Below are 22,197 nucleotides of genomic sequence, written 5' to 3'. Positions count from 1 at the left end.
CCTCGCGCCGGATCTTCCGCGGGCCGGCGCGACAAGGGACAGGAAGCCAGGAAAGTAAGGCATGGCAGATTTCGTTGCGGTTCTAAGAAAGACGATCGACGGGCTCGGTGACACCACGCCGGAAATGCGGCGCAGGGTCTATGACAAGGCCCGGGCGACCGTGGCCGCCAAGCTTGCAGCGCTCAACCCACAGCCTCCGGCCGCCGTGGCCGAACGGCAGAAGAAGGCGCTGGAGAATGCGATCGCCGAGATCGAGGCGAGCTTCCCGCCTCCGCCTCTACCACCCGCTCCGGATCCTTCCGATCCGCTGGCAGAACTTGAGAACGTCTTCGCGTCGCTGAGGGCGAAGCCAACTGCCACGCCGTCGCCGGCGAACGCCTCTTACGAGGAGCCGAAGCCCTGGCCGATGGCCACGCCCAAGCCGGTCGCCGACGCGCCCAAGGCGGAAGTCGGAACGCCCGAGGCTCCGAAGTCGGAGGCATCGACGCCGGTAGCGCCGACGGCAGAGCCTGGACCGGCCCGAGGGGCGACCAACCAGTCGCCTCCGCCTCCGCCGCCATTCATGAAGCGCGAGGAGCCAGCCGCACGTCAGGAGGATCCCGCCCCGTCGGACAAGAAGCCGCGTGTCGCGCATGACGAGTTCGATCCGATGTCGTTGCCGACGGATTCCGCGGAGGAAACATCTGAAGAACGCGATTTCGGCAAGCCGCGCCCGGCTGACGAAAATCTTGAAGACGAAGCCGCGCCGCGCCGGCGCGGCTTCGGCAAGCTGATCGCCGCGGTGCTCGCACTCGCGGTGCTCGGCGGCGGCGGTTACGCCGCGTGGCTGAACAAGGATCAAATCATTGCCCTGGTGAAATCCGGGGAGAGCCAGCTCGCCGCAACACCACCCGCGGAGGAAGAGACGGGCCCCGGCGTCCTGCCACCGCCCGAAACGCCTCCCGCCGCGCCGCAGTCGAGCAGCGAGCCGCAAACGCCGAAGTTCACGCAACGCCTCAATTCCGACGGCACAGAGACCGATCCGGGCCCCGCCGGCGGGGAGGCGAGCGTCGGCGAGGGCACGTCGGTCGCCGCGGCGACCTCGCCTGGCGCCGGGCCGGATGCGCAGTCTCCCGCACCCGACGACCAGACGGCAGCGACGGGCGCGCCGGGCGAAGCCACCCCGCCGCCGGCGCCGGGTGCGGCGCCGGCCCAGCCGCCGGCGGCCCAGGTGGCCGTGGGGCAGAAGGCGATCTTCTACGAAGAGCGTACCAGCTCCGCCCCGGGTTCCGCCGAATCCGGTTCTGTCGTGTGGTCGATGGTCCAGGAATCGCCCGGCAACGACCTGCCGCCAGAGCCCGCCATCCGCGGCGAGGCGACGATTCCGAGCAAGGACCTGCAACTGCGCATGACCATCCGCCGCAACGCCGACCAGACCTTGCCTGCCAGCCATATCATCGAGCTGATCTTCCTCACGCCCGACGGTTTCGGCGGCGGCGGCATCGACAACATCCTGCGCTTCGCGCTGAAAGGCACGGAAGAGGCGCCTGGAAGTGCGCTGAGGGGCATTCCGGCCAAGATCGCAGATGGTTTCTTTCTCGTCGCGCTCAATGAATCCAAGGCCGACATGGATGCGAACCTGAACCTGATGCGCAACGAGGACTGGATCGACGTGCCGGTCACCTACAAGAACGGCCGCCGCGCGCTCATCACCCTGGAAAAGGGCATCCCCGGCGGGAAGGTCTTCGAGGAGGCCATGAAGGCCTGGCAAAACGCCAGCGCGGGATAGGGGTCTTGCGGGCACCGGCATGAACACTGGCGCCGCCTTCGTCCCGCGAATGCAAAGCGAGCCGTACGGCTTCACGATCGTGGACGAGTTGAGCTGGCGCGGCTGGGGCGGGCTGGTCGCCGATCTGTGGCATGTGGATTGCGCCGCCGATGCGGGAGGGTGGTATCTCTCTCCGGATCCGCGGCTCTTCATGGTCCTCGACATTGCCGACGGGGGTGTCCTCGAGCTGAGCACGGTCGATCGCGCTTCCACGGCCCGTCATGAGAAGCGCCTGTCGATTGCCTACATTCCTGCCGGCGTCGCCATCCGCAGTCGGGCAATCGGCCTCGGCCGGCTGAAGCATCTCGATCTCCATATTCCGGAAGCGGCTCTCACCCGAAAGTTCGGCAGATCGCTTGACCTCGATCGCGTCAACTGCCTGCGGCTTCAGTTCGAGGACGCCCGGGTAGCGGCAATAGCACTGTTGCTGGCCGAGGAATGCGTCAATAAGGATCCGCTCCACGATCGATATGGCGAAGGCCTGATCGACGCGCTTTTGAGCGCGCTGTTCCAGACGCGCAGGGAGCACCGCAAGTCCCGTCCGAGCCTGTCGCGCGGCCAGCTTCGCCAGAGCGTCGATTACATCGAAGACCACTGCTTCGAAACCATCCGCCTGCACGAACTGGCTTCGCGTCTGGGGCTTTCCGAGACCTATTTCAGCCACGCCTTCAAGGCGTCGACCGGCATACCCCCGCTACGATGGCAGATGAATGCGCGGATCGGCAGGGTAAAGGAACTGCTGAGCCACGGCACGACCCCGCTGCCGGAGATAGCCGCCACCGCGGGATTTGCCGATCAGGCGCACCTCACGCGTATGTTCAAGCGTGTGGTCGGCATCACGCCGGCCGAATGGCGGCGCAACGCGCGGCCGGGGCCGTGACGATCGATGGTCTGCGCGAGCAGCCATCCATCATGCCCGCTGGTACAAAGGACCAAGATAAGACAAATCGCGCCAAGATCGTACAAGCGTCGAGAGAAAACTTGATATAATCGGTCATGTATTGGCGGCCCGAGGGGCGAGGCCGCATTACCCGGGGGTATGCATGCCGATTCTCTCCTCTCGCTTACCATTGTTGGCAGGCACTGTCTCGGCGATGGCGTCTTTTGCGCCGGATTGGGCGGCCGCGCAAGAGCGGGCCACGCAACTCGAGGCGATCGTGGTCCAGGATACCGCCGGTTCCCAAGACGCTGCCACGGGCCCAGTAAACGGCGTGGTCGCCAGGGAGACGCTCACGGGCGCCAAGACGGCGACCGATATCACCGAGATACCGCAGGCGGTCTCCGTGATCGGCCGTGAGGAGATGGACGAGCAGGGTGCCCAGAAGGCCGACGAAGCACTGCGCTACACGTCTGGCGTCTTCGCGCAGCCATTCGGGGCGGACAGCGACACGAACTGGGTATTCATCCGCGGCTTCCAGGCAAGCGCAACGGGAACCTACATGGACGGGCTGCAGCTTTACAGCCACGCCTTTGGCGGCTTCTATGTCGATACGTTCGGCCTGGAGCGCATCGAGGTCCTCAAGGGCGCGGCCTCCGTGCTCTATGGCGGCACCAATCCCGGCGGCTTGATCAACTATGTCAGCAAGCGGCCGACCTTCGAGCGCAGGCGCTATGTCGAATCCGGCGTCAACGATGCGGGCAACGCCTATTTCGGCTTCGATATCGGCGACGTCGCCAACGAAACGCTCAGCTATCGGATGACAGGGCGGATCGCGGGCGGCGACACCTATAGCGATTTCCAGAACGGCTGGCGCGGCTTCCTGTCTCCGTCCATCACCTGGAAGCCCGATGAGCAGACAAGTCTGACCATTCTCGCCAACTACAGCCATATCGACGAGAACCACAATGGCGGCAGCTTTCTCCCTTACGAGGGCACCGTGGTCGACCGTGTCGCGGGCGGCGTGAATTACGGGCGCATCCGCCGCGATTTCAATCCGACCGAGCCGAGTGTCGATCTCTACGAGCGCCAACAGGGATCGATCGGCTACGAGTTCGAACACACATTCGACAATCAGTGGACGGTGCGATCCCATGCCCGCTACGGCGCAGCCGACATCAAGGAGGTCACCGTCTATCCGTTCGGCTGGGCATCGGCCAATGAACTGACCCGCATCGACTTCGCCCACGACTCCCATGTCTCGACCTTCCTGGCCGACAATCAGATCGAAGGGAAAGTCGAGACCGGTGCGGTCGAGCACACCATCCTCGCCGGCCTCGACTACAAATATTACAACATCGACCAGGAGCAGGCATCGGCCCCCTTCGGCTCCACGCCGACCATCAATCCCTTCGACCCCGTCTATGGGAGGCCGCTCACGCCGCGGGATACCTACCTCAACCAGGACATGACGCTGCAAAGCCTGGGGCTCTACGCACAGGACCAGCTTCGCTTCGGCAATGGCTGGCTGGTGACGCTCAACGGCCGCTACGACTGGTCGACGCTCGAGACCACCGACGGCCCGACGGCATTCACGGATGCGACGACAGCCAGGTCGCGCGACGACGGAAGCTTCTCGGGTCGTGCCGGCATCGCCTACGAATTCGCGAACGGCGTCACGCCCTATGCCAGCGTCGCGACCTTCTTCAACCCGGCGATCGGCACGCTCGCCAACGGCGAACTGTTCGAGCCGGAAAAGGGTACGCAATACGAAATCGGCGTGAAGTATCGCCCAACCTTTGTCGATGGCCTCTTCACGGTCGCTCTTTTCGACCTGACCCGCGAGAATGTCGCGGTTGCCGATCCCAACGATCCCTTCGCGCAGATCCAGACAGGCGAGGTGCGGTCGCGGGGCATCGAATTGGAGGGCAAGGTGAACGTGACCGAGGATTTCAGGCTCACGGCCGCGTTCACTGCGCTCGACCTGGAGACCACCGAGGACACCGACCCCACGGTGGTCGGCAAGACACCTTTCCTCATTCCCGAGGTGATGGCTTCGGCCTGGGCCGACTATACCTTCCGGGGCGGCTGGTATGACGGCATCACAATCGGCGGCGGCCTGCGCTATGTCGGCTCTTCATGGGCCGACAACCAGAACACGCTGAAGGTTCCCGCCGTCACGCTGGCGGATCTGAGGCTCGGCTACGAGAAGGACAATTGGGGCGTCGACCTCAATGTCACCAATCTTTTCGACAAGACCTACGTGTCGGGTTGCCAAGGGGTCGATGTGTGCAGCTACGGCGAGGGACGTTCTTTCAAGCTGAAGGCGCATGTGACTTGGTGAAGGCCGACCGATAGTCCCAATGATCGACAGCTTGCGCCGGCCCCTCACTGTCCTGCCGGACATCTCTCCCCGCAGAAAAGATGCGGGGAGAGAGACGCTTGCCGCTCGGGTTTCGCCAATCGCGAAACGCTGGCGACTGGCGAAATCGGATATGACAGCGTCCTTCTCCCCGTTTCTTACGGGGAGAAGTGGCCGGCAGGCCGATGAGGGGCAACGCGATCGGTCAAACGTCATGACCGCCAGCATCAATCGCCGCGGCCTCATCGTCGGAGGTTGCGCCGCCGTTCTGGCGCCCAGGCCTGCCTTCGCACGAAGCGGAGGCCTGGCGGTGATCGATTGGGGCCTGTTCGAAACGTGCCTTGCCATCGGCATCGTGCCGGCAGCCGCGACAGAGCTCATCCAGTTCCGAAAGATCGTGGTCGAGCCGGAGGTTCCGGACGGCGTCGTGGACCTCGGGCTCAGGGGAACGCCGAATATCGAGCTGCTTCGGATACTCGCGCCGGAGCTGATCCTGATTTCCGGCTTCTACGAATATCAGCGGGCCCAACTGGAGAGCATTGCGCCAGTGCTTGCGCTGCCGATCTATGAAGCCGGACGGCCGCCATATGAGCTGGCTTCGTTCTCCACAAAGACGCTTGGCGAAAGGCTGGGACGCCAGGCCGAGGCCACGCGATACATCGAAGACACGGCCCTGGAGCTGGAAGACGCGAGCCGTCGGCTGGCGTGGCTGCGCAAGCACCCGATCTTCGTCATCAGCCTCGGAGATTCCCGTCATTTCCGGGCCTTCGGCGCCGACTCCATGTTCGGCGACGTGATCGGGCGGATCGGCCTTTCCAACGCATGGACCGACCCGACGAGTTACAGCGCCGCTGCGCCGGTCGGGCTCGAAGCGCTCGCGCGCGTGCCCGATGCGTCGATCGCCGTCGTCGGCCCGATTCCTCCGGAGGTGAAGCGGGCACTGCCCGGCAATGCGCTGTGGAACGCGCTGCCGGCGGTGCGGGAGGGGCGGGTGGCGATGCTGGAGCCGATCAACCATTTCGGCGGGCTGCCCTCCGCCCGTCGTTTTGCGCGGCTGCTCCATCATGGCTTCGGAACCGGCGATGGCTGAGCGGTCGGTCTATCCAGCCCTCGCGTGGTTCGGTGGGGCCGTTGTGGCTGCCGTGCTTTTCGCGACGCAGATCGCGGCCTATTGGTCCCTTGAAGACGGGGCGGGGCTGGGCCTCGATCGCATCATCCTGACCTACAGCGTTCTGCCGCGTGCCGCCGTGGCATTGCTGGCCGGCGCGACGCTCGGTCTGTCGGGATTCCTGCTGCAGCGCGTGCTGCGCAATCCCCTGGCGGAGCCGTCCACTCTCGGCATCTCGGCAGGCGCGCAGCTCGCAATGGCGGTCGCCGCGCTCCATGCGCCGGCTGCGATGGAGTACTCCGTCGCGGCCGTCGCTTTTCTCGGCGGCGTGGCGGCTGTCGCACTCGTTCTGGCGCTGACCTGGCGGCGCGGCCTCGAGCCGGTTTCGGTCGTGCTCGCCGGCATGATGATCGCGCTCATTGCGAACGCGGCGAGCGCGACGCTCATCCTGGCGAATGGCGAGTACCTTTTTTCGCTCTTCATCTGGGGCGGCGGCTCGCTGGTCCAGCAGAGCTGGGCACCGAGCGTCTCCATCGGCGTGCGGCTTCTGATCGGCATCGCTGCATCCGTGCTTCTGTTGCGGCCGCTTGCCTTGCTGGGCCTCGATGATGCCGCCGCCCGCAGCCTCGGCATGGCGACACATGCGGGCAGGCTTCTGATCGTCGCGATCGCCGTCTGGATGGCCACCACGGTCGTCGCCGAGGTCGGGGTCATAGGCTTCGTGGGTCTTGCCGCCCCGGCGCTCGCGGCGTTTTCGGGGGCGCGTTCTCCGCGGCAAAGGCTGGTCGCGGCGCCGCTGATCGGCGCGGTTCTTCTGTGGCTGACCGACGGGCTGGTGCAATTCCTGTCCGGCCCCGGCGGCGAGCGCATCCCGACGGGAGCGGCGACCGCCTTGCTGGGCGGACCGCTTCTCATCTGGCTGTTGCCGCGGTTGCGCCTGTTCGAATGGCCATCCTTCAAGGAGGCGACGACGGCTTCGCGGCGCGCTGAATATCCCTGGCGGCTATCGGCCTGGATCGCCGTCTGCGCCTGCTTGGCGATGGTCGCCGCGCTCGTCCTCGGGAAGGGGCAGGACGGCTGGACCATTGCCAGCGGCGACGTGCTGGCGCCCTTGCTCGACCTGCGCGTGCCGCGGCTCATCGTGGCGGCATGCGCCGGCGCCATGCTGGGCGCCGCCGGCGTGATCATTCAACGCATTTCGGGAAACCCGCTCGCCAGCCCCGAAATACTGGGCGTCGGGACGGCCGCCGGCGCGGGGCTCGCGGCGATCCTGCTGATCGATCCGCAGGCCAGCCTGGCCGGACATCTGGCGGGCTCTGCCATCGGCGCTCTTTTCGCCCTCTTCGCCATCCTCGCGCTGGCGGCGCGGGGTGGCCTGGGACCGGAGCGACTGCTCTTTGCCGGCATCGCCGTCAATGCGCTTTGCAGCTCGGTTCTGACCGCCGTCATCGCGCTCGGCAACCAGCAGTCCTACATGCTGTTGCGATGGTTGAGCGGATCGACCAGCTCGGTCACCATGCTGGACGGCTGGGTCGCCGTCGCCGGCCTGGCTGTCCTGACGGCGCCGCTGCTCCTTGCTGGCCGCTGGCTGGACATCTTCCCCTTGGGAGCGACCGCCGCCCAGGCGCTCGGCGTCGATGTCCGACGCGCGCGGCTTATGCTCATCCTCGCCTCCGCTCTCCTGACGGCGCTGGCGGCGCTGTTCGTCGGACCGTTGAGCTTCGTCGGGCTGATAGCGCCTCACCTTGCAAGGCTGCTCGGGCTGACAAGGGCAAGCCAGCATCTGATCGGCGCCGTGCTTCTCGGAGCCTTGCTGATGATCGTTTCCGATTGGCTGGCCCGCATGGCGGCGTTTCCCTACCAGCTTCCGGTAGGGCTGTTCGCTTCGCTGCTGGGCGGACCCTATCTCATCTACCTTCTTGCCAAAGGCGTGCAGCGCAATGTCTGAAATCAAGCAATCCCAGCAAGAGCGTGAAGCGGCTTTGCGTCCGGAATTGCGTAAAGACAAAGAGATAGAGCATTTCCGCGGGAATGCTCTATCGGGCATCTTCACTGCCTCGACCGAGGTGCTTCTGCCATCGCCGCAGCATGTGATGGAACGGCTATGCGCCCATTTCAGCGAATATGGCGAAGTCGAGCTGCGCCAAGGCTGCTGCCGCATCGACACGGGTTTCGGCATCGCCGACGTGGAGGATTGCGGCAAGTGCCTGAGGATATGCGCGACAGGCAAGGACGAGGTTGCGCTCGCCTATGTGAAGCTTGCCCTTGCCGAGCATGTCCTGAATTTCGCCGATGGTTCTCCCGCGATCGTCTGGCAGGGCGACGGTGCGGCCGGGGCGCCTCTTCCCTATTTTCGCGAAATGCGGGTCAAATCGGCGACAAGCCTCACGCCGCTCATGCGCCGCCTCACGCTGCAGGGAGAGGATCTGCATCGTTTTCACTCGGGCGGGCTTCACGTGCGGCTGCTCATTCCCAAAGACCGGTCCGCTCCGCCCTCCTGGCCCGTCATGGGCGAGGATGGCCGCCCGTGCTGGCCATCCCTGGACAAGCGCCCGGATGTGCGCATCTACACGCTTCGCCGGGTCGATGCCGACAGGGGCGAGGTCGACATCGACTTCGTCCTGCATGACGGCTCGGACATGCCGGGGGCCCGGTTCGCCGCCGAGGCACGGCCGGGCGATGTCGTAGGCATGACCGGCCCTGGCGGCGGCGTCGTGCCCGCCGCCGACTGGTATCTGCTCGCGGGCGACGAGACCGCTCTGCCGGCCATCGCGCGAATGCTGGAGGAATTGCCGCCTCCAGCCCATGCGGCGGTGCGTATCCAGATCGCGGATCGGGACGAGATCCAGCCGCTCCGTTCGAAGGCCAGCCTGGACCTGCAATGGCTCTGCCGGAACGCCGCTGGCGGCGCCTGTGGACTGGCGGATGCCGTGCGTTCGGTGGAATGGCCGCGCGACGAGCGCTCCGTCTTCGCCTGGGCGGGATGCGAACACCGGGATTTCGTCGCGATCAGGCGCTACCTGCGTCAGGAACGTGCGATGCCACGCGACCGCCATCTCGTGGCCGCCTATTGGCGCCGGGGCGCGGCCGGCGACGAAGCGCGCAGGGAGGATCAATAGCGATTCAGGCCGGCTCGAAACACTTTCGAGCCGGCCTGACGAAGCGATGAGGCCTGACCCGATCGACTCGGTTGACGGTCGGCGCCAGCACGGACGAAGTCGCATTCCGACCCCAGCGAAGCGAGCTTGATCCCCGGATCGACTGAGTCTCGCCGATGCCGGGAGCCCACTAGAGCATTTCGCAGCCGACCGGATTCGGTCGGCGTAGCGGGAATGCGGCAAAAACAAAGACCTAAAGCGTGTCACCCGAATCCGATTACCAGCGACACGCTTTAGTTCAGACGTTTCTCCGAACAGAAAAGGGCGCCCCTCTCGGAGCGCCCTTCGCTATGTCCGCTGTAGGCCGGTCTTACGCGGCCGGCTGTGCCTCGATCGTGCGCAGCGCCTGGGCCTGCCGCTTGGCGGCTGCCTTCACCGCGTCCTGCACCTTCTCGAAGGCGCGCACCTCGATCTGGCGCACGCGCTCGCGGCTGATGTCGAACTCGGTCGAGAGCTCCTCGAGCGTCATCGGCTCTTCCGACAGGCGCCGGGCCTCGAAGATGCGGCGTTCGCGGTCGTTCAGGACCGACATGGCCCCGGCGAGCATGCCGCGCCGGTTCTCGAGTTCGTCCTGCTCGATCAGCATCTCTTCCTGGCTGTCATGGTCGTCGACGAGCCAGTCCTGCCATTCGCCGGACTCTCCTTCGGTGGCGCGGATCGGCGCGTTGAGCGATGCGTCACCCGAGAGGCGCCGGTTCATCGACACGACTTCTTCCTCGGAGACATTCAGCCGGGTCGCGATCTCCTTGATCTGCTCCGGCTTCAGGTCGCCTTCGTCGAGCGCCTGGATCTTGCCCTTCACCTTGCGCAGGTTGAAGAACAGACGCTTCTGATTGGCCGTGGTGCCCATCTTCACCAGGCTCCATGAGCGCAGGATATATTCCTGGATCGACGCCTTGATCCACCACATGGCATAGGTGGCCAGCCGGAAGCCGCGCTCCGGCTCGAATTTCTTCACCGCCTGCATCAGCCCGACATTGCCTTCCGAGATCACCTCGCCGATCGGCAGGCCGTAGCCGCGATAGCCCATGGCGATCTTGGCGACGAGCCTCAGATGGCTGGTGACGAGCTTGTGGGCCGCATTGGTGTCCTGATGCTCCTGATACCGCTTGGCGAGCATGTACTCTTCCTGCGGCTGAAGCATGGGAAAACGGCGGATTTCTTCAAGATAGCGGGCAAGGCCGCCTTCGCCTGAAACGATACTGGGTAGTGACTGGGCCATAAAGCACCCTCCTCTCTCTGATGTGCCCCCGAAATCCGGCGGGCATAAGGCGCGAGCCCTCGAGCGACCTTCGCGCCAATCTCTTTATATAGGAACAAAACAGGAAAAGACACAGATTCGTTCAACACGAAACAGTGTGTCACGTCGAAGTGAACGACCGTGATGGCGGGCCTCGACGTCGCTTCAAAGCTTGCGGAACCCCTCCACCAGCGCCTCCATATCCCTCGGCAGCGGGGCTTCGAACCGCATCATGATATGGGTTTCGGGGTGCCGGAATTCAAGCAGCCGGGCATGGAGAGCCTGGCGCGAAAACGCCTTCACGGCTGTCTGGAGCGGCTCGGGCAGGCGGTTGGCCTTGGTGCGGAACGCCTGGCCGTAGTCGCGGTCGCCGACGAGCGGATGGCCGATATGAGCCATGTGCACGCGGATCTGATGGGTGCGCCCGGTTTCCAGCCGACATTCCACCAGAGAGGCCATTTCGCCAAAACGTTCCTGTACCTCGAAATGCGTCACCGCGTGGCGGGCGTCGCCGCGTCCGGCCGGCACAACCGCGCGACGGACGCGGTCGGCGGCGCGGCCGAGCGGCGCGTCGATCGTGCCTGTCATCCGTGCCGGCACGCCCCAGGCGAGGGCGGCATAGGCGCGCCGGAGGTCGCCCGTCACGCCATGGTCGGCGAAGGCTTCGGAGAGGGCGCGATGCGCCTTGTCGGTCTTGGCGACGACCATGACCCCGCTCGTATCCTTGTCGAGGCGATGCACGATGCCGGGGCGCCTGACGCCGCCGATGCCGGAAAGGCTGTCTCCGCAATGATGGACGAGAGCGTTGACAAGGGTGCCGGTCCAGTTGCCGGCGCCGGGATGGACGACCAGGCCGGCCGGCTTGTTGACGACGATGAGCGAGGCGTCCTCGAAAAGGATGTCCAGCGGGATGTCCTCCCCCAGGGGTTCCGGGGCCTCCGGCTCTGGCAGCGCGACCTCGACCGTCTCGCCGCCGAGGAGCCTGCGCTTGGGCTCGGTCGCCGCCCCGCCCGCGACCGCCACCATGCCGTCGCGGATCAGCGCCTGGACGCGATTGCGCGAGAAGTCGGGTCCGAGGGCGGAGGCGAGCCATTGGTCCAGCCGTGCGCCTGCGGCGTCGGGTCCGGCCTGCAACACTTTCATTCGGCCGTCCGCTTCGTTATCAGGGTCGCGCATCATTCTTTCCGGGCAAGGGGATCATGGCCAAACCGGCATTCGAAGACGACAAGGACGAAAAGCCGCTCGACCCCGCCGTCGAGCGTGTCAGGCGAAAGCTCGTCCGTTTCGTCGGCATCAATCTCGGCTTGCTGTTCCTCGCCCTTATGGCCGTGGCGTTGGCGATTGTCTACAAATCGCGCACGCCCGCCGCCGAGGCACCACGCAGTGAAATATCGGAGATCCAGGCGCCGGCTTCCGGCGGGACGCTCCAGGGCGACATTCTGCTGCCCGCCGGCGCGAAGCTCCTGTCGCAATCGCTCTCCGGCAACCGCATCTCGCTGCTGACCGAACTTTCCGACGGCAGCCAGGCGATCCTCCTCTTCGACATCGCGGAAAGCCGCCTCATCGGCCGCTTTCCGGTGAAGGCGCAGTGAGCGGCGCCGGTAAGCGAAGGGTGGCGACCGTTGCGCTTGTCGTGCGCGACTATGACGAGGCGATCGCCTGGTACGGGGACAAGCTTGGCTTCGTACCAGAACAGGATATCGATCTCGGCGACGGCAAGCGCTGGGTCACGATGATGCCCTCCCGGGATTCAGGGCATGGCGCCAGGCTTCTGCTGGCGCGCGCGGTGGGGGCGGAACAATCCTCCCGCATCGGCAACCAGACCGGCGGCCGCGTCTTCCTGTTTCTCGAGACCGACGATTTCCAGCGCGACCACCAGGCGATGCTCGCGCGCGGCGTGAGCTTCCGCGAGGAGCCCCGCACCGAAGCCTACGGCACGGTCGCGGTCTTTGCCGATCTCTACGGCAATCTCTGGGATCTGCTGGAACCTGCGAAGAGCTTCTGAACAGTGCGATTTTCGTCTGCCGCGCCACATTCATGGGGATCGAAAGAAACTCGCTTGCGGGGAGTTGCTTTTTCAAAAAGCCCACTCTATGTAGCGGCTTCCAACGCGCCCATCGTCTAGCGGTCAGGACGGCGCCCTCTCACGGCGCAAACAGGGGTTCGATTCCCCTTGGGCGTACCAACCTTTTCATGCACTTACGTTGGGCTGACGCGAAAGCGTCAAATATCCGTCAAATAAGCCGCTTCTGAAACGCTCTGCTCCGAGCTATTGCGCCCGATTCCAGCCCGCCACGTTGAAGGCGCTGGTGCCCAGCTTGCAGTTGGTCCTGGGGCTTATGCCTTAGAATGAACTGGGATCAAACGGCTCCGGCCTCGATCCATGTTAGCTGCTGGCACTGATCTCAGCTGCTGTAGCTGCGGCGGGTACTCACCGGACGGACGCCGCCATAGAAGCCGACACGGGAAACCAGTAGATAGCGAAGCTGACGGCTAAAGTTTGTCTGGCGCAGACTTACCTTCCAAGCAATAGCTCCTGGAGGCGCTCCTCAGATACAGAGCTGCTTTGGTTGTCCTCGTCAGTTCCAGGGCCCGCCTCGCCACCCGACATAAGCTGGACGACGCGAGAATTACTAATTTTCTCGCCAGTCGCTGGGTGGTAGCGCATGCGACAGCCAGTTGGTCTCCAACCCACGATGTAGGCCGGCAGTCCGCTTTGAACAATTTCAACCGTCCTGTAGCAATCTGGAAGATGCATAGGGTACCACTGCTTTAACCAATCGCCAGATAGTTGATAGAGAGGCAACGGCTCACCCGTTTCAGGATCGAAATGCACTTCGTTCGACCCCAACGCAAGACAAAGTGCGCGTTCTGAAAAACCTCTGTTTCTGTAGTAATTGTACAGTTTTTTACTTATCGTAACGCCCCAGCCATTCGGCACTATATCGCAGCTAATAGGGAATGGCGTGTAGCTGAAAGCGCTCTGAGGCGAGAGACCAGCTGAACGGAGAGTTCTAACGGAGACTATTTCTCTAGGCGCGTTGTCCAAATTGCAGCGCAATGATTTTTGAAAAACCCACCCCCAATTTCGCCATTCGCCATTGTAGCTGCCCGACACAAAGGCCCAGCTACGACCGCGCGAATCCTGTTCGACTTGGTCGACTCGAACCACGCGTCCATTCTTGAGTCTGTTTATCACTGTGCCGCCAGGTGCATCGCGGACATTCAAAGTTGGATCACGTGGGTCGGCGATACGGCATCTTGTTTCGGCATGTCCGGTTTCAGTGAGGCCCCCGAGCAGCACACCTACTGAAAACACAAAGCTCGCCCTTCGACACCTAGAAAGGGTTCTCTCAATATTAAGCATCATGGTTCCTCACTGCGTCATTTGTTCCAGAGCATCATTTGCACGCTGGCGATATTTCGGAATACTCTTTGAATAAAGGATAGCATAGACCAGCTTTTAACATTTGCTCAAAGTCAGATTTGACGTCGTCAGGCCGATATTTCATGTATTCTAATCTTGCTTGCGTTTCGTCGCCATTAATAAGTAGTGCATGAGCGTAGTTCAATCGGAGGGTGGACAGGTCATGCATTTTGTGCTCGTCAGTAAATCTTATTACGTCTAACGATGAAGTCATTGCCTCCTCTTTGTTTTTTGAAAGGATGGCGCACCAAGCCAAAAGCCCTTTTGATCTTGCTTTAAGGCGGGGAATGGGTGCGCTTAAAGAGATTCGAGCATCGATGTCAGATGCAAGAACAGACGCCGCAGAGTAGTTGCCGGAAGCAAGTTGGAAATTGATCACGTAAAAGTAGGCGCGAAACAGGTCTTCAGCCCACTTTGCTTCCAGATCTGGTTTGCCAACAACACTATTAATCAGTGCTAGTGCACCGGACAGTTCGTCGTTGATCGATGCACGACCAGTGGAAGTTGGCGGTTGCTGGTTGATTTTGGCCGCCGCCGCACCGACCTTCACTAGCGCAGAATAGTAGGATTCGGAATCTTTATCGACACGGATGAAATGTTCGTCGAGCTTCCTTCGTACTGTCTCAAACTGCTGGAGTGCTTCAGTGTTTCGATTGTTCCGGATCAGCGCGAATCCGAGCCTAACTCCAGTCTCTAAATAGTTGTCCCGGTTTGCGATGTTAAAAGGCTCGGCGTTCAGCAGCGCCACGCTCGTCATAAATTCATTAGTCACGGCCTGAAGGGCAGATTTCGTAGCTTCGGCTTCGGCCCGACGGGCTGCAAGCTCGGCTGCTGTTGCCCTTTGAAAGTAGGCTTCAGCTTCTCTTCTCTCATCCAGCGCCTGCAAGAACAGCCATCCGGTAAGTGCCGCGGCTACCGTTACCACCGCAAACAGGAGATTTCTCCATCGTGCGCGCCTGCGATGGGCGTCCGCTGCTTGTTCCAAGGCTGTCTCTTTCTCTCGCAACGCCGCCGCTCGAGCGTCTTGAGCGATTTTCACTTCCGCCAATCGCTCGCGCTCGGAATTCTGCTGAGCTACCTCTGCGGTTTCGCTGGCCTCAAGAAATGCGGACTGCAGAGGGGTGAGGGCCGGCGCCTTCAATGGGATGGTATTGCGCCATTGGCGCAGTGCCACCAGCTCTGATCCCCGCACTAGGAGATCCGGGTGACAGTCGCTTTTCTCCCATCGGCTTGCCAAGCCAGCCACTCTCGTGTGCTCGCGTATCCAATCAACGTCCACAGAGAGCGCGGCGTTGAGCTGTGCCAACCCTGAGCCCCAACCAGATCCGGGCGCGGCTGGATCAGCAAAGAATCGAACATAGTTCAGCTGCTGCAGAGCGGGATGAAGCTTCGAACTCCCCAAGGGCGCAAGGAGGGCGGGAACAATCCGTTTGTTAAGTTCGAGCGCTCTATCGATCTCCCATCTACATACATCGGACCCGGCCGAGTTCGGCGTCAGTAGGAAGACGACGCTATCGGCTTCAAGAATCATTGAGCCCAAGCGCTCGCGCCAATTCTCAGCCCCATGAATACTCTTGCGATCGATCGATACGTCATAGGTGAATGCTTCTAGCGCTGTTGCCAGCTGATCGGCAAAAGTGATGTCTTTGCGGGAATAGGAGAGAAATATGCGGAACTTTTCGGTGCCGACTTGCCGCCGGCTGCTTGGATTTAGCTCCGTGCTCGTGCACTCAACCCCATGTATAACGGCGCGATCCAGTGCGCTCATGACTGGATACTTGCAATGTGAACAGCTGAATTCGGAAGGTGGCGACTTTGCCAGTATATCTGCTGCTCTTCGGCAACAATGCTCTCTACGCCTTCCACAAAATGAACGAAGGCATCTTCATCGTTCAGTCCCCGGTATGCGCCAGCTGCGTTTATGTAAAGACGCTGTTCGCGTTTTATCTTTTCCGCAGCCATTCGATAGGTGAGCCAAGTTTCTCCATAACGGGATATGCGCTGCCAGCCCTCAGCCAAAGCGATATAGGCCCCTAGGGCAGCCGTGATAATGGGTACCCATGGCGAGTCCTTGAATAACTGCGCAAAAGTCGTCGCGCTTCCCGCCGCGATTATCGAGAAGGCGAGCACCTGTGTTCTGAACTTGTATGACGATGATCGCGCGGAATACCAACTGCGTTGGTTGTGCAAATCATTATCTAAATAATGCTGTGCTTTTTCTAATCGATTGCCCTTTAATTGTTCCGTGTCAGGCATGGCGTGCATCCAAATCCGATCTATGAAGATCGAGAGGATTATTATTATAGATCATTTCGAGAAAGACTTAGATATTCTAATCAATCTAAATCGACTCGAGAATTGATTTGTGAGATTCCGGTAGAGAGGCAGAGCACCTAGCGCTTAAAGCCCTGTCGTTCGCTCGTCGGCTCAAGGCGGCGCAGTTTTCCATCGGCGATTGCGTAAAGTCCTCAGGAATCAATAAACCCGTGCTTTCCGCCTGCATGCAATGCTGGCGGGATGGTGAGGGGTAAAGCTGCCGGCGGCGGCGCGCACATACTGAACATCGAGGCTGCGGCGCGCCGTCGTCGTCACCGTCGGTGGGCGGAGCGATGGAGCCACCTAAAGCGTCCGCTCTCCCGTTTCGGCTTTGCGGTTGCTATGATCTCGGTGGTGGCGCTGATCCTCTGGAAGCCGCTTCAGTCGGTTCGCATCAGCTCTATCGGGGATGCATTCTGGCATTTGGCCGCGTCGCCGAACTGCACAGCAGCGCGGGCCGTGGGGCTAGCACCTGCTCGCCGGGGGCAGCCCGGATACTGGCCGTCCCACGACGCGGACAATGACGGTATCGCCTCCAAGCCATATTTTCGCTACGTCGGGCATCGCCGTTAACTGATAGGCATCGTCGCCGTCAGATCACACCGCCTTAACACAAATTTGGTCGACGCATGTCACGCGCCCCGCGGGCTTCGACTGGCGGGGCGCTTTTCGTGTTTGGGCACCTGACATGCAAAACCCCAGCCGGGGCCGGGCGCTTATGGAACTAGGCGAACTTCGGCTGCTTGTGGTTGGTCCCGCCGCCGCCGTTTCGAAATGCTTGGAATACTCGGTTGAGCAGCGTTTCAGGGTCTTTCGCAGCCTGCGACTTAACCTTGTCCACCTGCATCGTGTCGCCCTTGTGGACCACAAGTAGCCCCATAACCAGCGTCGACAGCGCCATATGTGCGGACTTAGCGAGCGAGCGATTGTGTGAGAATAGAGCCGTCATCGCCTCCGTGAGGGGATTCGTTTCATCGTCATCACGGGGTTGAAACGCCACCTGAAGGAAAGCGTCGGCCATACGGGATCCAAGCCCTGTGTCGGCATGGCCGGCCAGAAGGCGAATGAGCGCTATTCTGACTTCCTTCGGCAGGTCCATGTTGGTCAGAAGCGTGTCGGCGGTTGAGAACGCATCATCGAGCTGGCGCCCAAAGTCCTTGAGAAACTGGCAGCGGTTCTCCTGCTGCTTTGTGGCGTACCACATGTTCGTGATGACCCCGCCAAAAACGGCGCCGATCGCACCCGACAGGGCGAGTGATCCTACGGTTTCAACGCTCATCGTTTCCCTCCGTGTTCTTCCGAGACCAAACGATCAGGTCCAACTCTTCGTCCGAAACGCGCTTATCCAAAACTCGTTGCGAGTTCTCTAGCGCACGGTGTCGCATATCACGCAATCGTTCCTGCGACTGTAACTTGAAAAGAGCATATCGCGACCCGACCCACAATACACCCATTATCATGGGGAACGCGATGGTCATGGTTACCGAGGCGGTGGATATGGCGACGGCGGCCGTCAGAATGCCAATCCCGATAAAGGCCAGCAGATCGTGATGCCCTTTGCAGGCGTCGATTAGTGACTTGATTGCATCTTGCACGTGCCCGTCCCCGAAGCCCTCCCCAGAGCCTGGGCCATGATGCAGAAATCGTGAGTAGAGTCGATAGACGAATGTGATCTGAGATTGAGGTAGCGATCTCGGCTCACCCCCCCCCCCGCCGGTTCACGCCGTCGGGGCTTTTTCTGCGTTTGGGGCTGCTCCACAGTTCCTGCAAAAGGCGGAGAGTTGCTATTAGCCCTTCGCGTCGCCGTCATCAGGCTTGCTGTCCCCCTTGTGCCGTTCCGCTTCGGATTCTGCGACCGACAACAATGTGTCCACGTCAGTCAGTTCTTCGTGTTGCGGCTGCGAATGGATGAAGGCCCTTATTCGCGCGATTTCCCTCCGGATCCATTCAATCACGCCAGGATTTATACCGCCTTTCGCCATCGCACAGAACAGCGGAAAAGACCGAACGTTCCGCCGCTCCAAGTCTGCAGCTTCTCGTGCATTAGGTTTCGCGTCGGTTACCGCCGCCGCGGTGATTTCTTTGGGTTCGCTTGAACCTGCATCGTTTCGCGCGCCAGCTGTTCCGCGCTGTAGCGCCGCTCCATTTTTAGGGCGAGCCGAGCGTCACGCTCAAGGATGAGGCTCATGACTTCAGCGACTTCCTGAAGCAAGGCCCGTGTATCGGCAGCTGTAAGCTGGTCGACGCGATCGATAGAGTCGAGGACGTTCACCAGAAGGTCAACGCCACGTTGATGAAGTTGCATAGGTTCGCTCCCCGGGCGTCCTCGAACAAAGAGCTACCACTTTCCGTGCATTCCGTCAGACCGTCAACTCCGGGCCGACGGCGAGGGAGCGCAAGTCACTACCAAGATCCAGTAATCGACGGTGACCTCTGTCTTGGTCATGCTACCTCCCGCCAAGGAGGCCACCATGCTCGTCAGAAATCTGGCCAGCGACGAAAGCCGGCAGCAGTACCTAAAGCATAAGTGGCTAGTCATATCGCAGATCGCTAATGGAACGGCTCGACCTGTTGAGGCGTTTTATGGGTAGCGAGCCGCCATACCCCCCAGTACCCCACCCTCAGGTGGCTCGCCTTACCTGCCGGCCCGGTAGCACCACTCCGGGCCGGGTCTTTTTTGCTTACCGTCCCTGCCGGACTTCCTACGAGATTTGCTGCCAGGCCGGCCGGCCGGAGAGGTTTCGATTTCGGTTTGGGATGAATCCGGACGGATCGTATTCACCACCTCCATCGTCCTGTCGGAGAGGTGGGGATAGTTTGACTAGTAGGGGAACATAGGCGCCATTTCGCCGTTAGGTTGCCGACGGGCATTCCCATGACCCTCCCCCTCCATGCCCGTCATCCCCAAGTCTTGGCTCGGCTTCGGCCGGGCCTTTTTTGCCATTCGGCGAACCTCGAATCGAGTTGTTCGCGCGACGAATGGTTGCGCGCGACCGGAACAAAGCTCCCTCCGTTGTGTTTAGCCCCGGCGGAGCGATCTTGGCCATCCCCCAACCGGTCGAAGGGAGCTTCGGCGGCCCGCGTCCCAGTAGCCCCCGAACGGGACGCGGGCCCTATTGCGTATAGAATTTCACGCCTCGCCCTCGGGCGGCGTATCTTCCTCGAGATCATCGTTCTGGAGATATCCGACGGCAATAAGCCAATCACGCAGCGCAGCCGCAGCGGCTAACTCGCGGGGGAAATCGAGATTCATGTCGGCCACCATCTTATCCATCGCGTCCGCCACTTCGTCGTCGATTTCGATGGTGAGCCGGACGGGCATCAGCGAAGCGCCTTTCCGCGAAGGGACTGGATTTTGGCGTCAGTCTGCTTGTTGGCCGCCCGGGCGAGGAGATGGGCCTGGGCAAGGCCGGTCACGGCGTAAGCCGCCTCGTCGGCCGTCCAGCCCGCCGCGATGATGCTTTCGATCAGGCTATGAAAGGCGTCCTCGGAGGCGAGTTGGCAGTCGAGGTAGCGATCAACATACGGCAGCGCTGTCTTCGGCGGGCTTACGGTCATCACCATCTCCGCGATGCTCGAAGCAATACCATACCGTAGCCTTGCCCTGCGGGAAGCCCCATCCGCCCCAGGCTTTGCAGCCGGGATGCTCGCACCAATGCTCATATAGTTTGTGCGGAGCGACGATCAGTCTGGGAACTGATGGATCGTCAGACATGGCTACAGCAACGAGCCTTGCGCCGCGGCGTCCGGGTATTTGATCTGTGTGGCGGGCTTGTCGACGATGACGAGCTTGTCGTCGGGGAGGGGACGTTGCAACGCCTTGGCTTCGGACCACGGCGCGCGGAGCCAAACGTCCATCTCCTCGGCTGTGGTGAGGATCACTGGCATCGCCTTGGGGTGGATCGGTTTCACGACATTGTTCGCGTCGGTGGTAAAAAATCCGAAAAGCTCGAAATCCTGCTCCCCGTCTCGGACCTTGCGGACGCCACGCCAGGGTGTCCATAGGCCGGCAAAGGCAAAGAGCGGCCGATCGGGCGCCGTGGCAAACCAGTAGTTTCGCTGGACGCCCGTCTCCGGATCCTTGTCGCCCGGGGTCGGGCTGGGCTCCGCAAAGCTCGTCGCCGGCACAAGGCAGCGGTTGCCGACAGCGAGATACTGCTGCCAGTGCTTAATCTGCGGACGGCGGATGTTGGTCGTACCCGGATCGGTCTTGCCTTTGACGCGGTCCGGTGGTGTCGGCATGCCCCACTGCAACGGCACGACTTCGCGCTCGCCATCGGCGCCAACTCTCACCGCAGGGGCAAGGTAGTTGGGATAAACGTCGCGGCTTTCCTCGTTAAAGCCGGTCCGGTCCCGCATCGCCCGGGACCATTCGAGGATGGCCTGTCTCGTCGTCGTGACGTTGTACAGATTGCACAAGCTGATCTGCTCCGGTCATGCCGCTTGGCGCGGCGCTGCCTCTCTTTCGAGCGCATTGACTGCATCGAGCACTCGCTGCCTCATGGCTTCGGCGGGCTGGTCGGGATAATAGCTCGCCATCTGGAGAGTAGTGTAAGCGATGGTCAGGTCTGCAACCAAGTCCCTCGCTTTGAACCGGTCCTCGATGTCGCTGGCAATGATCTGGGCGAGCTGCGGAACCTTGTCGTCAAGCTCCTCGCCGGCCCCGTCGGTAGCCTTGATATAGGCGCGGATCGTCGACAGGGCAGCGTCGCGCTCGGCCAGCTGTGTCTCCGGGTCGATGATCAATTCCATGTTGGCGTTTAACGGCCTCTGCCGCTCGGGTTCCCACTCGGAGCATGCGGCAGCGATTGCGGACTGTCCGGCTTGTAGCCAGGCCGAGACCATTTCGTCTTCCGCTTCGGTGAGCTCCAACGCAGGATCAAAGCCGGAAACATCCCACCCCTCCAGCTTATAGACGGCCTCGGCGGCTTGGCACGGATGGATTCCAGACTGAACGAAAACCGATAAGGCAGCTTCGACGCCGCGTTCCAGCTCAGCGGGCGTGGCAGTCGGGATTGTGATCTTGATGACGGGGATCGGCCGCTCGGATGCGTGTCTCATGACGTTCTCCTTCGCGTCTGTGGGCAGTGAACAAAATGAGAACAAAATTGTCAACCCGGATCTTGCCACGCGCCGGACTTGAGGAATATTTGCCTACGATGCGGCGGAGAAAACACGACAGGCAACGAGCGAGGATGCGATGGCAAGCCGCCGGAAGAAACCAGACGAGATAATCATGAAGGACCGTTTTGCGGCCGATATGGAGGGCGTTCATAGGGTTATTGTGAGCTACAGCATGAACCTGCGCACCTCCTGTGCCGACTATTGGGCGCTGCAGCGATTGCATGACGCGCTGCTCGCAACGGTTAGCGAAGTGACGGGGAAAGAGGCGCCGTGGATTGGGCGGACGCTCACCGGACCGCGCACGAGTCCCGACAAGTAGCCATGGCGCAGCCGATCAATACCCTTGGTAAGGCCGTCCGCCGTGGCATGCTCGTCAAGGCCACCTGTCGACGTTGCGATAATACACGCCTTTACCGGTCTTCGGATCTCATGATGATCTATGGCGGCGGACGCGACCCTCAGAACATCAAGTTCCGGTGTGACCAATGCGAACCAGACGTTGAGGTCCTACTCGTCGATGTTGATCTTGATCGCGCCAGGGGCGCAGTTATTCATGAGCCGTTCTGGGAAAATGGTAACGTCGTCGCTTGGATCGCATCGCGGCTAAAGGGCGGTTGAGGCGGTCGCTGGCTGGTTACCAGGAAAGATCAAGGGCGAAGCAAACCGTCCGCTGTCAAGATATCTACAGCCTTCCTCGTACTGTAAAGCCAGTGGCGCTCAAAGGATAATTTACGTGCGACGTACTGCGCGAGTGCGGATGTCTTGGCGTTCGGATTGG

General features: G+C 61.7%; 21 protein-coding genes and 1 tRNA gene. 11 read left to right on the top strand and 11 right to left on the bottom strand.

Annotation, left to right across the window (positions count from 1 at the left end):
• Positions 1-61 precede the first annotated feature (61 nt).
• The 6 genes from ACCO56_RS19450 (at position 62) to ACCO56_RS19425 (ending at position 9,273) form a co-directional block, all read left to right on the top strand.
• Entirely contained in the window at positions 62-1,768 is a 1,707-nt protein-coding gene (locus ACCO56_RS19450; RefSeq protein WP_433642497.1) for a hypothetical protein, read from the top strand.
• A gap of 19 nt (positions 1,769-1,787) precedes the next feature.
• A complete protein-coding gene (locus ACCO56_RS19445) occupies positions 1,788-2,687 on the top strand; it encodes a helix-turn-helix domain-containing protein (RefSeq protein WP_433642496.1) in 900 nt (299 codons plus the stop codon).
• Between the two features lie 214 nt (positions 2,688-2,901).
• Entirely contained in the window at positions 2,902-5,028 is a 2,127-nt protein-coding gene (locus tag ACCO56_RS19440) for a TonB-dependent siderophore receptor (protein WP_433642495.1), read from the top strand.
• A gap of 232 nt (positions 5,029-5,260) precedes the next feature.
• A complete protein-coding gene (locus tag ACCO56_RS19435) occupies positions 5,261-6,136 on the top strand; it encodes an ABC transporter substrate-binding protein (protein ID WP_433642494.1) in 876 nt (291 codons plus the stop codon).
• Positions 6,129-8,102: a Fe(3+)-hydroxamate ABC transporter permease FhuB gene (gene fhuB, locus ACCO56_RS19430; RefSeq protein ID WP_433642493.1), complete on the top strand. Its 1,974-nt coding sequence runs from the start codon at positions 6,129-6,131 to the stop codon at positions 8,100-8,102. Before ACCO56_RS19435 ends, fhuB begins: the two co-directional genes overlap by 8 nt.
• Positions 8,095-9,273: a DUF2218 domain-containing protein gene (locus ACCO56_RS19425; protein WP_433642492.1), complete on the top strand. Its 1,179-nt coding sequence runs from the start codon at positions 8,095-8,097 to the stop codon at positions 9,271-9,273. The genes fhuB and ACCO56_RS19425 overlap by 8 nt, the downstream gene beginning before the upstream one ends.
• Before the next feature lie 349 nt (positions 9,274-9,622).
• Here the strand turns inward: ACCO56_RS19425 and rpoH are convergent, their stop codons facing one another.
• Both rpoH and ACCO56_RS19415 read right to left on the bottom strand, forming a co-directional pair.
• Positions 9,623-10,534: an RNA polymerase sigma factor RpoH gene (rpoH, locus tag ACCO56_RS19420; RefSeq protein WP_433642491.1), complete on the bottom strand. Its 912-nt coding sequence runs from the start codon at positions 10,532-10,534 to the stop codon at positions 9,623-9,625.
• Between the two features lie 183 nt (positions 10,535-10,717).
• On the bottom strand, positions 10,718-11,695 hold the full coding sequence (locus ACCO56_RS19415) for an RluA family pseudouridine synthase (RefSeq protein WP_433642490.1): 978 nt from the start codon (positions 11,693-11,695) through the stop codon (positions 10,718-10,720).
• 56 nt (positions 11,696-11,751) lie between these two features.
• Between ACCO56_RS19415 and ACCO56_RS19410 the strand changes: the two genes are divergently transcribed.
• The 3 genes from ACCO56_RS19410 to ACCO56_RS19400 all read left to right on the top strand — a co-directional run bounded on the left by ACCO56_RS19410 (position 11,752) and on the right by ACCO56_RS19400 (position 12,737).
• Positions 11,752-12,144: a fimbrial protein gene (locus ACCO56_RS19410; protein WP_433642489.1), complete on the top strand. Its 393-nt coding sequence runs from the start codon at positions 11,752-11,754 to the stop codon at positions 12,142-12,144.
• The gene (locus ACCO56_RS19405) at positions 12,141-12,557 is read left to right on the top strand and encodes a VOC family protein (protein ID WP_433642488.1); all 417 of its coding nucleotides are present in this window, start codon (positions 12,141-12,143) and stop codon (positions 12,555-12,557) included. Before ACCO56_RS19410 ends, ACCO56_RS19405 begins: the two co-directional genes overlap by 4 nt.
• 105 nt (positions 12,558-12,662) lie before the next feature.
• Positions 12,663-12,737: transfer RNA gene (locus tag ACCO56_RS19400), tRNA-Glu, on the top strand.
• A gap of 1,216 nt (positions 12,738-13,953) precedes the next feature.
• On the opposite strand, the gene ACCO56_RS19395 is transcribed toward ACCO56_RS19400, so the two are convergent.
• On the bottom strand, positions 13,954-15,747 hold the full coding sequence (locus tag ACCO56_RS19395) for a toll/interleukin-1 receptor domain-containing protein (protein WP_433642486.1): 1,794 nt from the start codon (positions 15,745-15,747) through the stop codon (positions 13,954-13,956).
• Positions 15,744-16,235, bottom strand: a complete 492-nt coding sequence (locus ACCO56_RS19390; RefSeq protein ID WP_433642485.1) for a DUF4231 domain-containing protein — start codon at positions 16,233-16,235, stop codon at positions 15,744-15,746. Before ACCO56_RS19390 ends, ACCO56_RS19395 begins: the two co-directional genes overlap by 4 nt.
• 261 nt (positions 16,236-16,496) lie before the next feature.
• Between ACCO56_RS19390 and ACCO56_RS19385 the strand changes: the two genes are divergently transcribed.
• A complete protein-coding gene (locus ACCO56_RS19385; protein WP_433642484.1) occupies positions 16,497-16,868 on the top strand; it encodes an excalibur calcium-binding domain-containing protein in 372 nt (123 codons plus the stop codon).
• Between the two features lie 151 nt (positions 16,869-17,019).
• On the opposite strand, the gene ACCO56_RS19380 is transcribed toward ACCO56_RS19385, so the two are convergent.
• From ACCO56_RS19380 to ACCO56_RS19350, 7 genes are all read right to left on the bottom strand, one after another.
• Positions 17,020-17,574 (bottom strand): hypothetical protein, encoded by a 555-nt coding sequence (locus ACCO56_RS19380; protein WP_433642483.1) that lies wholly within the window; start codon positions 17,572-17,574, stop codon positions 17,020-17,022.
• Positions 17,564-17,890 carry a hypothetical protein gene (locus ACCO56_RS19375; protein WP_433642482.1) on the bottom strand — a complete coding sequence of 109 codons (327 nt, stop codon included), beginning with the start codon at positions 17,888-17,890 and terminating at the stop codon, positions 17,564-17,566. Before ACCO56_RS19375 ends, ACCO56_RS19380 begins: the two co-directional genes overlap by 11 nt.
• Positions 17,891-18,354: 464 nt before the next feature.
• Complete coding sequence (locus tag ACCO56_RS19370; RefSeq protein WP_433642481.1) at positions 18,355-18,600, bottom strand: hypothetical protein; 246 nt, start codon at positions 18,598-18,600, stop codon at positions 18,355-18,357.
• Between the two features lie 825 nt (positions 18,601-19,425).
• Positions 19,426-19,617 (bottom strand): hypothetical protein, encoded by a 192-nt coding sequence (locus ACCO56_RS19365; RefSeq protein ID WP_433642480.1) that lies wholly within the window; start codon positions 19,615-19,617, stop codon positions 19,426-19,428.
• Positions 19,617-19,853 (bottom strand): hypothetical protein, encoded by a 237-nt coding sequence (locus ACCO56_RS19360; protein WP_433642479.1) that lies wholly within the window; start codon positions 19,851-19,853, stop codon positions 19,617-19,619. The genes ACCO56_RS19365 and ACCO56_RS19360 overlap by 1 nt, the downstream gene beginning before the upstream one ends.
• 159 nt (positions 19,854-20,012) lie before the next feature.
• The gene (locus ACCO56_RS19355) at positions 20,013-20,714 is read right to left on the bottom strand and encodes an SOS response-associated peptidase (protein ID WP_433642478.1); all 702 of its coding nucleotides are present in this window, start codon (positions 20,712-20,714) and stop codon (positions 20,013-20,015) included.
• A 15-nt stretch (positions 20,715-20,729) separates the two neighbouring features.
• Complete coding sequence (locus ACCO56_RS19350; protein WP_433642477.1) at positions 20,730-21,356, bottom strand: hypothetical protein; 627 nt, start codon at positions 21,354-21,356, stop codon at positions 20,730-20,732.
• A gap of 175 nt (positions 21,357-21,531) precedes the next feature.
• On the opposite strand from ACCO56_RS19350, the gene ACCO56_RS19345 reads away from it, so the two are divergent.
• Positions 21,532-21,738, top strand: a complete 207-nt coding sequence (locus ACCO56_RS19345; protein ID WP_433642476.1) for a hypothetical protein — start codon at positions 21,532-21,534, stop codon at positions 21,736-21,738.
• Positions 21,739-22,197: the final 459 nt, after the last annotated feature.

The sequence above is a fragment of the Mesorhizobium sp. 1B3 genome (assembly GCF_050958605.1).
Classification (GTDB): domain Bacteria; phylum Pseudomonadota; class Alphaproteobacteria; order Rhizobiales; family Rhizobiaceae.
This window is presented reverse-complemented; position numbering and strand designations above follow the sequence as displayed.